Source organism: Micromonospora sp. DSM 43699 (genome assembly GCF_055517075.1).
This window is the reverse complement of record NZ_JBTMMT010000047.1, coordinates 22,665-34,749: the sequence shown is the minus strand read 5'-3', so window position 1 is coordinate 34,749 and position 12,085 is coordinate 22,665. Positions and strand designations below refer to the sequence as shown.

Below are 12,085 nucleotides of genomic sequence, written 5' to 3'. Positions count from 1 at the left end.
TCGGCCCGGCGTCCGCACCGGGCCGGCGACTGTCGGTCAGGAGTCCAGGTTGCGGTGCCGGGTACGCAGCTTGAACGGCATCAGCGCGCTCTCCACCTTGGTGGCGGTGGTCATCTTGGACAAGCCGTCGCGCCGCTCCTCGAACCGGATCGGCACCTCCAGGATGGTGTGCCCCAGCTTGGTGGCCAGGTAGTGCATCTCCACCTGGAAGCTGTAACCGTTGGACTGCACCCGGTGCAGGCCGATGTCGCGCAGCGCGTCCGCCCGCCAGATCTTGAAGCCGGCCGTCAGGTCGCGGATGCGCACCCGCAGCAGGGTGTGCACGTAGAGGTTGGCCCACCCGCTGAGCGCGCGACGGTAGAGCGGCCACGCCTCGTCGAGCTGGCCGCCCGGCACGTACCGGGAGCCGATCACCACGCCGGCCTGGGTGGAGAGCAGCGCGCCCAGCATCCCGGGCAGCGCCGCCGGCGGGTGCGACAGGTCGGCGTCCATCTGCGCCACGTACTCCGCGCCGCCGTCCAGGGCCCGGCCGATGCCGTCCACGTACGCCCGGCCCAGGCCCTCCTTGCCGGCCCGGTGCACGACCTGCACCCGGTCCGGATGCTCAAGGGCCAGCTTGTCGGCCACCTCACCGGTGCCGTCCGGCGAATTGTCGTCGGCGACGAGCACCTTCAGGCCGGGCAGCGGCAGGGCCAGCAACTGGTCGACCAACACCGGGAGGTTGCCCGCCTCGTTGTAGGTGGGGACCACGACGGTCAGGCGTGCGTCCCGCCACGGTGACGGCAGCTCCACGGGTTCGATCATCTCGGACATCCTCAGTCGGCGGACGGCATTCCCCCACAGGGTAGCCAAAGCCCGACCGAGGCCCTGCCGAGGCTCCCCGCGACCGCCCGGTCACCGTTCGGCGCGCTCGTCGGCCTTCTGCCGGGTGGCGATGTCGGAGAGCCGGCGCAGGGTCTCCCTGTTGCGCTGGTGCAGCACCAGGTCGTTGAGCCTGTTGCGGAACCAGTGCAACGGGCCGGCGGCGAAGTCCTCACCGATCCGTACCCGGGTCGCGCCGTCGCCCTCCGGGGTCAGGGTGAACACCACTACCGCCTCGCCGACCGGCCACAACCCGGCCCGCAGCACCAGCCGGTGCGGCGGGTCGCAGACCAGCACCGTCGAGGCGTCCTCCAGCGAGAACGGCCACGGGCCGGCCCGGTGGTGCAGGCGGGTGCCCACCCGGGGCCACTGCGCGTCGACGTCACGCACGTGCACCGTGCCGACCACCCAGTCGCTGTACGTCCAACCGTCGGCCAGCACGTCGAAGACCTGCTGCGGGGGTGCATCGATCACTTTCTCCACAATCGCCACCGTCGACCAGTACCCGGGCCGGCGTACGCTAACCCGCCGGGTTAGCTTCTCCGGGCCGACGGGTAACGCTGCACCGACGGACGCGGCTGACGACGAACGGGTCGCGGCGGACCGGCGGCGACGGGTCACGCGCGGACCCGCCCGCCGTACCGGCCGGTAGGCCCAGGTTTACTCCTCGGGGCCTCGGGAACCCGCCGCCCGTGCGACGGGACGCGGAGCCGTATCAGCGCAGGCCAGGCCGGGACGACCCGGTCGCCGGCCAGGGCGTCCCCGCGCTGTACGACGCGGTGCTGCTGGACCGTGACGGCACCCTGGTCGAGGACGTGCCCTACAACGGCGACCCGGACAAGGTCCGGCCGGTGCCGGGGGCGCGGGCGGCGCTGGACCGGCTGCGCGCCGCAGGCCTGCGGCTGGGCGTGGTGACCAACCAGTCAGGCCTGGCCCGTGGGCTGTTCTCCACCGCCCAACTGCGGGCCGTCAACGCCCGGGTCGAGCAACTGCTCGGGCCGTTCGACACCTGGCAGTGCTGCCCGCACGACGAGCGGGCCGGCTGCGCCTGCCGCAAACCGGCCCCCGGCATGGTGCACGCCGCCGCGCGGGCCCTCGGCACCACCCCGGACCGCTGCGTGCTGGTCGGGGACATCGGCGCCGACCTGGCCGCCGCCGACGCGGCCGGCGCTGCCGGGGTGCTGGTGCCCACTGCGGCCACCCGGGCCGCCGAGGTGGCCGCCGCCGGGCACGTGGCCGTCGACCTGCCCGCCGCGGTGCAGCTGATCCTGGACCGGGCCGCACTGCTCGCCGGCCTGTCCCCGCACCGGCCCGTCCCCGCACCGGTCGCCGGCCTGCCCGGTCGCCGGCCCGGCACCGTGCTGGTGGTCCGCAGCGACTCCGCCGGGGACGTCCTGGTCACCGGTCCCGCCGTCCGCGCCGTCGCCGCACACGCCGAGCGGGTCGTGCTGCTCTGCGGTCCCCGGGGCCGGGACGCCGCAGCTCTGCTGCCCGGCGTCGACGAGATCGTCGAGTGGCCGCTGCCCTGGATCGACGGCGTACCCGCCCCAGTCGACCCGGGGGACATCGGTCGGCTCGTCGAGCGGCTGCGCGCCGTCCGGGCCGACGAGGCCGTCGTCTTCACCTCCTTCCACCAGTCGGCGCTGCCGCTGGCGCTGCTGCTGCGGATGGCCGGCACGCCGAGGGTCAGCGCGATCAGCGACGACTACCCCGGTTCCCTGCTCGACGTCCGGCACCGGATCCCCGACGGGCTGCCCGAGCCGGAACGGGCCCTGTCGCTGGCCGCCGCCGCCGGTTTCACCCTGCCCGACGGTGACGACCCGCGGCTGCGCATCCGCACCGACCGGGTGCCGCCCGCCCCGGCCGGGCTCGGCGGTCCCGGATACCTGGTGCTGCATCCCGGCTCGGCGGTGCCGAGCCGGGCCGTCCCGCCCGAGTTGGCCGCCCGGATCGTCCGGGTGCTCACCGCCGCCGGTCACCGGGTGGCGGTCACCGGTGGACCCGACGAGACCGCGTTGACCGCCCGGGTGGCCGGCGACACCGGCATCGACCTCGGCGGCCGGACCGGCCTGGCCGAGCTGGCCGCCGTGCTCGCCGGGGCCGGTGCGCTGGTGGTCGGCAACACCGGCCCCGCCCATCTGGCGGCCGCGCTGGGCGTGCCGGTGGTCAGCCTGTTCGCCCCCACCGTCGGTTATGGACAGTGGGGGCCGTACCGGGTGCCGGCGGTGCGGCTGGGCGACGCCAGCGCGCCCTGCCGGGACACCCGGGCGACGATCTGCCCGGTGGCGGGTCACCCCTGCCTGTCGGCCGTCGAACCGGGCCGGGTCCTCGACGCGGTACGCCTGCTGGGCGTCGTCGCCGACGCGCCGGCCCGACCGGCCGGCTCGCCGCCGACGGTCCGGTCCGGCCCGCCGTCGGGCGGGGTGACGCCGGTGACCGTCGGGCGGGGGAGTGCCCGATGAACATCCTGCTCTGGCACGTACACGGGTCGTGGACCACGTCCTTCGTGCACGGCAGGCACCGCTACCTGGTGCCGGTCACCCCCGACCGCGGACCGTACGGGTTGGGCCGGGCCCGCACCTACCCCTGGCCGGACAGCGCCGTCGAGGTGACCCCGCAGCAACTGCGCCGGGAGGACGTCGACGTGGTGCTGCTGCAACGCCCCGAGGAGTTCGACCTGGCCTGCGAGTGGCTCGGCCGACCGGTGGGTCGGGCGGTGCCGGCGATCTACGTCGAGCACAACACCCCGAAGGGCGACGTGCCGAACACCCGGCACCCGGTGGCCGACCGGGACGACCTGCTGCTCACCCACGTCACCCACTTCAACGAGCTGTTCTGGGACAACGGGAGCACCCGCACCGCCGTCGTCGAACACGGCGTCGTGCCACCCGCCGTGACCTGGACCGGCGAACTCGACCGGCTCGCCGTGGTGATCAACGAGCCGGTACGCCGTGGCCGGATCACCGGCACCGACCTGCTGGCCCGGTTCGCCGAGATCGCCCCGCTGGACGTCTTCGGCATGGGGGTGACCGGGCTCGCCGACCATCTCGGCCTGCCGGCCGACCGGTTGACCAGCCACGACGACGTCCCGCAGCACCTGATGCACGCCGAGTTGGCCCGGCGGCGGGCGTACCTGCACCTGTGCCGGTGGACCTCGCTGGGGCTGAGCCTGATCGAGGCCATGACGATCGGCATGCCTGTGGTCGCGCTGGCCACCACCGAGGCCGTACAGGCGGTGCCACCCGGCGCGGGGGCGCTCGCCACCCGGGTCGACACCCTGCTGGCCGCCGCCGCCCGGTTCGTCGCCGACCCCGCCGAGGCCCGCCGGGCGGGTGCCGAGGCGCGTACCGCCGCCCTGGGCCGTTACGGCCTGGACCGTTTCCTCGCCGACTGGGACCGCCTGCTGGAGGAGGAAGTATGCGCATCGCGATGATCTCCGAGCACGCCAGCCCGCTCGCCGTGCTGGGCGGTGAGGACGCCGGCGGGCAGAACACCCACGTCGCGGAACTCTCCGCCGCGCTGGTGACGGCCGGGCACGATGTCCGGGTCTACACCCGGCGCGATGCCGTCGACCTGCCGGTCGCCGTCCGGGCCCCGGACGGGTACGAGGTGGTGCACGTCCCCGCCGGCCCCGCCGAGCCGGTCGCCAAGGACGCCCTGCTGCCGCACATGAAGGAGTTCAGCCACTGGCTCACCGCGCGGTGGCGGGGCGGGGACTGGACCCCCGAGGTGGTGCACGCGCACTTCTGGATGAGCGGGCTGGCCGCGTTGGCCGCCGGCCGGCAGACCGGGGTGCCGGTGGTGCAGACGTACCACGCGCTGGGCGCGGTCAAGAAGCGCCACCAGGGGGTGCAGGACACCAGCCCGGCCCGCCGGATCGGCTACGAACGGGAGCTGGGCCGCGCGGTCGACCGGGTGATCGCCCAGTGCCGCGACGAGGTGGGGGAGCTGGTCCGGCTCGGCGTCCCCCGGTCCCGGATGACAGTCGTGCCGTCCGGGGTCAACCTGGACACCTTCGCCCCGCTCGGTCCGGCCGTCGCGCGGGAACCCGGCCGTCCCCGGGTGCTCACCGTCGGCCGGCTGGTGGAACGTAAGGGCTTCCAGACGGTGATCCGGGCGATGGCGCTGGTCCCCGAGGCCGAGTGCGTGGTGGTCGGCGGCCCGCCCGGCGGGCTGCTGGAGACCGACCCGTACGCCAGGCGGTTGCGGGCGCTCGCCGGCACCTGCGGGGTCGCCGACCGGGTCCGGCTGGTCGGGGCGGTGCCCCGGGAGGAGATGGGCCGCTGGTACCGGTCGGCGGACGTGCTGGTCGCCGCCCCCTGGTACGAGCCGTTCGGGCTCACCCCGCTGGAGGCGATGGCCTGTGGGGTACCCGTCGTCGGCACCTCGGTCGGCGGCATCCGGGACACCGTGGTCGACGGGGTGACCGGTGACCTGGTCCCGGCCCGCGACCCGCAGGCCCTGGGCGCCGCGCTGGCCAGCCTGCTCGACGACCGGATCCGCCGCTTCGGGTACGCCACCGCCGCGTTGCAGCGGGCCCGCCGCAGCTACTCCTGGGCGACCGCCGCCGACCGGCTGGCCGAGGTGTACGCCGAGGTCGCCACGGTCCGCCGGCCGAGCCGGGTGGGCGCCTGATGACGACGTCGACCGGGGCGGCGCGGGCCGGCCTGCTGGACGCGCACCTGAACCTGCTGGCCGAGGCGCTGCTGCCGTACCGCGCGGCGGAGCCGTTGCTGGCCCGGTGGGGTACCGAGCTGGCCGGGATCCTCGTCGGCGGCGGCCGGTTGCTCGTCGCCGGCAACGGGGGCAGCGCCGCGGAGGCCCAGCACCTGACCGCCGAGTTGGTCGGCAAGCTGCGCGACGACCGGCAGCCGCTGTCGGCGATCGCCCTGCACGCCGAGACCTCGGCGTTGACCGCGATCGGCAACGACTACGGCTACGAGGAGGTCTTCGCCCGCCAGGTCCGGGCCCACGGCCGCCCGGGTGACGTCCTGCTGGTGATGTCCACCAGCGGGGCCAGCGGCAACCTGCTCGCCGCGGTCGCCGCCGCCCGGGAGACGGGGGTGCGCTGTTGGGCGTTCACCGGACCGGCGCCGAACCCGCTCGCCGGGGTCTGCCACGAGGCCCTCGCCGTCGCCTCCCCGGACAGCCAGGTGGTGCAGGAGCTGCACCTGGTCTCCACCCACGTGCTCTGCGAGTACGTCGACCGGGCGCTGCCCACGGCACTGGCCGCCCTGGCCGGGCAGGCGGCCACCGTGGCGGCCGACCTGCCTGGTCCGGCGGTGGACGGTCCGGCGGTGGACGGTCCGGCGGTGGACGACCTGCCCGCCCCGCCGGTGGCGGACGGTGGACCGGTGCGGACCGGGGTGGAGGTGGTCGTCGACGGGGCGTCGGCCGACGGGGAACGGGGAGGCGCGGCGTGAGGGGTCCCCTGGTGGTCATCGGCGACACCCTGCTGGACCGGGACGTCGAAGGCGCGGTGAACCGGCTCTGTCCCGACTCGCCGGTGCCGGTGCTGGACGAGACCGCGTACGCCGACCGGCCCGGCGGGGCGGGCCTGGCCGCGGTCTTCGCCGCCGCCGCGGGCGCCGAGGTGGCGCTGGTGACCGCGCTCGCCGACGACGCCGGGGCCGCCCGGCTCAGCTCCCTGCTGACCGCCGCCGGGGTGCAGGTGTACGGGTTGTCGCTGGCCGGGACGACGCCGGAGAAGATCCGGCTGCGGGCCAGGGGCCGGGTGCTGCTGCGGCACGACCGTGGCGGCGCCGTGGGTGAACCGGGGCCCCCCACCGATGCGGTGCTCCGGTTGATCGCCGGGGCGTCCGCGGTGCTGGTAAGCGACTACGGGCGGGGGGTGGCCCGGCAGCCGGCGCTGCGGGCGGCGCTGGCCGCGACCCGGGCGCCGGTGGTCTGGGATCCGCATCCGCGTGGCCCGGTCGCCGTACCCGGGGTGCAGTTGGTGACCCCGAACGAGTCGGAGGCCCGGGAACTGGCCAAGGTGCCACCGGGCGGCTCCCGGCTGACGACCGCCGCGCAGGCCGCGCAGAGGCTACGGGACCGCTGGCGGGCCGGCGCGGTGGTGGTGACCCTCGGCGGTGACGGTGCGCTGCTCTCCCACGCGGGGAAGACTCCGCTGATGGTCTCCGCGCCGGTCTCCGCCGAGGGGGACACCTGCGGGGCGGGGGACCGGTTCGCCTCGGCGGCCGGGCTGGCGCTGGCCCGGGGGGCGCTGGTCTCCGAAGCGGTCCAGGCGGCGGTCGGTGCGGCATCGGCGTACGTGGCGGACGGAGGGGTGGCCGCCGCGCTGCCCACGCCCGTGCGCGACTGCCCGCCGGTGCTCGTCGGCGGCGGGGAGCGGATCGGGGCCGCCGCCGCCGGCGCGGTGGTGGCCGAGGTACGGGCGGCCGGCGGGACCGTGGTGGCCACCGGCGGCTGCTTCGACCTGCTGCACGCCGGGCACGTGGCGACCCTCCAGGCCGCCCGGCAACTCGGCGACTGCCTGGTGGTCTGCCTGAATTCCGATGCCAGCGTCACCGGGCTGAAGGGTCCGGACCGGCCGGTGACCACGCAGGGCGACCGCGCCCGGCTGCTCGCCGCGTTGAGCTGTGTCGACGCGGTGGTGGTCTTCGACGAGGCGACCCCGCACGCGGCACTGGGCTGGTTGCGACCCGACATCTGGGTCAAGGGCGGGGACTACGCCACCGGCGTCGGGGACGAACCGATCCTGCCGGAGGCCGACCTGCTCCGCCGGTGGGGTGGGGACAGCGTGGTGGTGCCGTACCTGGACGGGCGCTCCACCACCGACATGATCGCGGCGGCCCGGGGCGAACGCCGGACCGCCGCGTCGGCCGACGCCCCGCAGCCGGAACCGGCCCGTTCCCCGGTGGAGGCGGCGGGGCCGGCGGGTTCGACAGCGGAGGGAGCACGATGAGCAGCAGTCCATTCCGGGCCGGTCGGACCGTCCTGGTCACCGGCGGATCGAGCGGGCTCGGCGCGGCGGTGGTCACCGCCGTCGCGCGGGCCGGCGGACGACCGTTGGTGCTGGACCGGCGCCGCCCCGACGACGACGGGGTGCCGTGGGTCGGGTGCGACCTGGCCGACACCCGGGCCGCCGAGGAGGCCACCCGGGAACTGGCCGAGCGGGCCGGCGGGCTGGACGCGGTGGTGACCGCCGCCGGGATGGACGTGCCGGGCCGGCTGGCCGACGTCCCCCGCGAGACCTGGGAACGGATCGTCGTGGTGGACCTGCTCGCCACGGTGGCGGTGGTCCGGGCCGCGCTGCCCTACCTGGAGGCGTCCCGGGGCAACGTCGTCACGGTCGCCTCCACCCTGGGCGTCAAGGCGGTCGGGGACGCCACCGCGTACTGCGCGGCGAAGTTCGGGGTGGTCGGCTTCACCCGGTCGCTCGCCGCCGAGCTGGCCGGCAGCGTCGGGGTGACCCTGCTGATCCCGGGCGGGATGCGGACCGCCTTCTTCGACGACCGTGACCCGCAGTACCGACCCGGGCCGGATGCCAAACTCAACGCCCCGGAGGACACCGCCGCCGCGGTCATGTTCGCGCTGTCCCAGCCGCCCGGCTGTGCCGTTCGGGAGTTGGTGGTCTGTGCCGAACAGGAGACCTCGTACCCGTGATCCTGGTGCTGCGGGCGCTCGGCGTCGGGGACCTGGCCACCGCGGTCCCCGCCCTGCGTGCCGTGCGGGCCGGGTATCCGGACGAGGAGTTGGTGCTGGCCGCGCCCGCCTGGCTGGGACCGCTTGTCGAACTGGTCGGCGGGATCGACCGGCTGCTGCCCACCGACGACCTCGGCCCGCCACCCTGGCCCGGCCCACCGGCCGGTCGGTCACCGTCGTCGGCTGGCCCGGCGTCGTGGCCCGGCCCACCGCCGGAGCTGGCGGTGAACCTGCACGGACGGGGGCCGGAGTCGCATCGGATGCTGGCCGGCGCGGGCCGGTTGCTTGCCTTCCGGTGCCCGTCGGCCGGGCACCGGGACGGTCCCGACTGGTGCGACGACGAACACGAGGTGGACCGCTGGTGCCGGCTGCTCGACTGGTACGGCATCCGGGCCGACCGCACAGACCTGGCGTTGCGTCGACCATCACCGGGGCGGTTGCCGGCCGGGGTGACAGTGGTGCATCCGGGCAGCAAGGTCGAGGCGAAGAGGTGGCCGGCGGACCGGTTCGCCGCGCTGGCCCGACGGCTGACCGACCGGGGGCACCGGGTGGTGGTGACCGGTTCGACCGGTGAGCGGGAGCTGGCCGCCCGGGTGGCGGCGGGCGCGGGGCTGCCGGGGTCGGCGGTGCTGGCCGGGCGGACCGACCTGGGGGAGTTGGCTGGGCTGGTGGCTGCCGCCCGGCTGGTGGTCAGCGGGGACACCGGGGTAGGTCACCTCGCCACCGCCTACCGCACCCCGTCGGTGCTGCTCTTCGGCCCGGTCCCGCCGGCCCGCTGGGGGCCGCCGCCGGACCGGCCGTGGCACCGGGTGCTCTGGGCCTTCGGTGAGGATTGCGGCGGTTCCTCCGGGGTAGCAACGGCGGCGAGGTTGGCGGCGCTCCCGGTCGACCGGGTGCTCGCCGCGGTGGACGAGGCCGAGGAAATGGTACGGGTCTGAGGTGCGACTGCGGCGCAGTGATCCGGGTCGGGCGGGGTACGGGCGTCGCCGGCGCGGCAAGGGCTGGAGCTTCCTGGACCGGCACGGTGCGCCGGTCCGGGATCCCGACGTGCTGGCCTGGCTGGGTGAGCTGGTGATCCCGCCCGCCTGGTCCGACGTCTGGATCGCGCCGTATCCCAACGGGCACATCCTGGCCACCGGGACCGACGCGGCCGGCCGCAGGCAGTACCTCTACCACCCCGAGTGGCGGCGCAGGCGGGACGAGGCGAAGTTCGACCACGTGCTGGAGGTGGCCCGTCGGCTGCCGACCCTGCGCGCGCGCATCACCGACGACCTGGCCGGCCCGGGGCTGAACCGGGACCGGGTGCTGGCCACCGTCGCCCGGCTGCTCGACATGGGCACCTTCCGGGTCGGCAACGAGCAGTACGCCGTCGGCGAGGACGCCACCTTCGGTGTCTCCACCCTGCGCCCGGAGCACGCCCGGTCCCGGGGCGGCTGCGTGGTCTTCGAGTTCCCGGCCAAGGGCGGCATCGCACAGGTCCGCCGGATCGAGGACCCGGAGCTGTGCCGGGTGCTGACCAACCTGCGTCGACGGCGGCGGGCCGAGGAACGGCTCTTCGGCTACTGGGACGGCCGGGCCTGGCGGGACGTGCGCAGCGACGACGTGAACGGCTACCTGCGGGACGCCAGCGGCGGTGAGATGACCGCCAAGGACTTCCGTACCTGGCATGCCACCGTACGCGCGGCCACCGAGCTGGCCACCGTCGGGGCGCAACGTTCCGTGACGGCCCGTCGCCGGGCGGTGGCCGGGGTGATGCGGGCGGTGGCCGACCTGCTCGGCAACACGCCCACGGTGGCCCGGACGTCGTACGTGGACCCCCGGGTGGTCGACCTGTACCACGACGGCGTGGTACTGCCGGTGACCTCCGGTTTCCCCCGTGAACAGGCCGAACGGTCGGTGCTGGAGCTACTGGAGGAGGCCTGACCGGCCCCGCCGCGAATCCTGGGGGAAATGCGACGGGGCCGGGGCCTGGCCGGTCGGGGAGCTTGTCGCGTGGCGTCGGCCCGGACCCGGTGGGTGCGGCACCGGGCGGGCCGTCCATGACGCTGGGTCACGGACGCCACGCCACGGTCCCCCGTTACCGTTGGGCCGCACGGTCGGATGACCCTCGGCCCACTGTCATTATGTCCGTCCTGAGTTGACTTCGGACGCCGGGCTGTTGACGATCCGTGCCTGTTGAAGGTGGACCGTCCGGTATTCCTGCGGTGTCAGCCGGTGGGCGGCCCGGAAGGTCCGGCTGAAGTGGGCCTTGTCCCGGAAGCCCCAGCGGGTGGCTACGGCCTGGACCGGCCGGTGTGCCAGCGCCGGATCGGCCAGGTCCCGCCGGCACCGCTCCAACCGCAGCTCACGGACGTACGAGGCGACAGTGGTCTGCTCCTGTTCGAAGAGCCGGTGCAGGCTCCGGACCGAGATGTGGTGCGCCTCGGCGATCGAGCCGGGGGTCAGGCCGGCGTCACCCAGGTGTCGCTGGATGTGGTTCTGCACCTGGGCGAGGAGCGCCCGACGGCGTACCTCGCGGGGCATGTCGTCCTCGGCGACCAGATGCCGGCCGAGCATGGTGGAGATCAGGTCCAGCGCCACCCCGCCGAGTCGCTCGGCGTCCGCCTGCCGGTACTGCTCCGGGTACGAGGTGATCCGGGTCAGGTACTGGGCGACGAGCGCGCCCAGCCCCTCGGTGGCCGACATCCGGCCCGCCAGCAGCGGAGTGAGCCGCTCCGGCGACAGCGGCATCGCGCCGTAAGGGATCAGGGCGACCACCGAGGCGGCGTGCTGCTGCTCGCCCTCGTCACCGAAGCCGCTGACCTCGTGGGGGCGCGAGCCGTCGTAGAAGGTGAACTCCCCGGCACCCAGTCGGCTCTGCCGGCCGTCCTGCCCGACGACGCCGGCGCCCTCGGTGGTGAGGGCGAGCATATGGAAGTCCACCTCGGTACGCCGGATCAGCTTCGCGGTGCGGACCGCCTCCAGCGACGGGTAGCGGTAGCGCACCAACTGGACCGGCCCCAGCTCGACGAACTCGGCCCGGGCCCGGAAGTCGTGCTGGTGCGCGGAGCGGATCCGCAACGGCGCGGCGGTCCGGGCGACCAGGTCGAGCCACATCCCGAACCGTTCCGCAGGTGGCAGTTGTTCGGTGTCGATCATTGCGCGGTGCACCATGTCCGGCCTCCCCGTCGGCGGGCACTACCCCTCCATTCTGGACGAAGGGGCCACCGATCCGCTCCCAACCGGCAGTGACTCACAATTCTCACCGACATGGCGGTATCGAAACGGCACCGGGAACGGGAACGGGACGGCGCGCTGCTGCTTCGGCGCGACGGGATACGGCGACATTGGCGAACTTGAGTTGACCGGCGGATTCGGGCTCGCCGCTCATCGCTTCCCGGTGCTGGCTCCGGATGGGTGGGGGTCACCCGTCAGGTGGGAGGTGGACGGTCTGTTGTGGCAGCCTGCCGGTTCCGGCTCGACGGTGCGGCCGCCCCCTCTGCGGTGCCGTCGCCAGCCACGCAACATCGTGCTTCTTCATGGTTCGTGCTACTTCATGGTTGTAGGGGCCTTCGGG

General features: G+C 74.8%; 11 protein-coding genes. 8 read left to right on the top strand and 3 right to left on the bottom strand.

Features of this window, described 5'->3' with window-relative positions; genetic code table 11:
* Positions 1–36 precede the first annotated feature (36 nt).
* A complete protein-coding gene (locus AC0AIB_RS21475; protein WP_328348574.1) occupies positions 37–804 on the bottom strand; it encodes a polyprenol monophosphomannose synthase in 768 nt (255 codons plus the stop codon).
* Between the two features lie 90 nt (positions 805–894).
* A complete protein-coding gene (locus AC0AIB_RS21470; protein WP_328348573.1) occupies positions 895–1,335 on the bottom strand; it encodes an SRPBCC family protein in 441 nt (146 codons plus the stop codon).
* Positions 1,336–1,553: 218 nt separating this feature from the next.
* Between AC0AIB_RS21470 and AC0AIB_RS21465 the strand changes: the two genes are divergently transcribed.
* Genes AC0AIB_RS21465 through AC0AIB_RS21430 form a run of 8 tightly spaced genes read left to right on the top strand, consistent with a single transcriptional unit; the run spans position 1,554 to position 10,452 of the window.
* Entirely contained in the window at positions 1,554–3,323 is a 1,770-nt protein-coding gene (locus AC0AIB_RS21465; protein WP_465097346.1) for an HAD-IIIA family hydrolase, read from the top strand.
* On the top strand, positions 3,320–4,294 hold the full coding sequence (locus AC0AIB_RS21460; protein ID WP_465097345.1) for a glycosyltransferase: 975 nt from the start codon (positions 3,320–3,322) through the stop codon (positions 4,292–4,294). The genes AC0AIB_RS21465 and AC0AIB_RS21460 overlap by 4 nt, the downstream gene beginning before the upstream one ends.
* Positions 4,279–5,496, top strand: coding sequence for a glycosyltransferase (locus AC0AIB_RS21455; RefSeq protein WP_465097344.1), 1,218 nt, complete (start codon positions 4,279–4,281; stop codon positions 5,494–5,496). The genes AC0AIB_RS21460 and AC0AIB_RS21455 overlap by 16 nt, the downstream gene beginning before the upstream one ends.
* Positions 5,496–6,284: a D-sedoheptulose-7-phosphate isomerase gene (locus AC0AIB_RS21450; protein WP_465097343.1), complete on the top strand. Its 789-nt coding sequence runs from the start codon at positions 5,496–5,498 to the stop codon at positions 6,282–6,284. The genes AC0AIB_RS21455 and AC0AIB_RS21450 overlap by 1 nt, the downstream gene beginning before the upstream one ends.
* A complete protein-coding gene (locus AC0AIB_RS21445) occupies positions 6,281–7,789 on the top strand; it encodes a PfkB family carbohydrate kinase (protein WP_465097342.1) in 1,509 nt (502 codons plus the stop codon). Before AC0AIB_RS21450 ends, AC0AIB_RS21445 begins: the two co-directional genes overlap by 4 nt.
* Positions 7,786–8,490 carry an SDR family oxidoreductase gene (locus tag AC0AIB_RS21440; protein WP_328348568.1) on the top strand — a complete coding sequence of 235 codons (705 nt, stop codon included), beginning with the start codon at positions 7,786–7,788 and terminating at the stop codon, positions 8,488–8,490. Before AC0AIB_RS21445 ends, AC0AIB_RS21440 begins: the two co-directional genes overlap by 4 nt.
* Complete coding sequence (locus AC0AIB_RS21435) at positions 8,487–9,467, top strand: glycosyltransferase family 9 protein (RefSeq protein WP_328348567.1); 981 nt, start codon at positions 8,487–8,489, stop codon at positions 9,465–9,467. Before AC0AIB_RS21440 ends, AC0AIB_RS21435 begins: the two co-directional genes overlap by 4 nt.
* Before the next feature lies 1 nt (position 9,468).
* Positions 9,469–10,452: a DNA topoisomerase IB gene (locus tag AC0AIB_RS21430; RefSeq protein WP_328348566.1), complete on the top strand. Its 984-nt coding sequence runs from the start codon at positions 9,469–9,471 to the stop codon at positions 10,450–10,452.
* A gap of 198 nt (positions 10,453–10,650) precedes the next feature.
* On the opposite strand, the gene AC0AIB_RS21425 is transcribed toward AC0AIB_RS21430, so the two are convergent.
* The gene (locus AC0AIB_RS21425; protein WP_328348565.1) at positions 10,651–11,682 is read right to left on the bottom strand and encodes an AraC-like ligand-binding domain-containing protein; all 1,032 of its coding nucleotides are present in this window, start codon (positions 11,680–11,682) and stop codon (positions 10,651–10,653) included.
* Between the last annotated feature and the right edge of the window lie 403 nt (positions 11,683–12,085).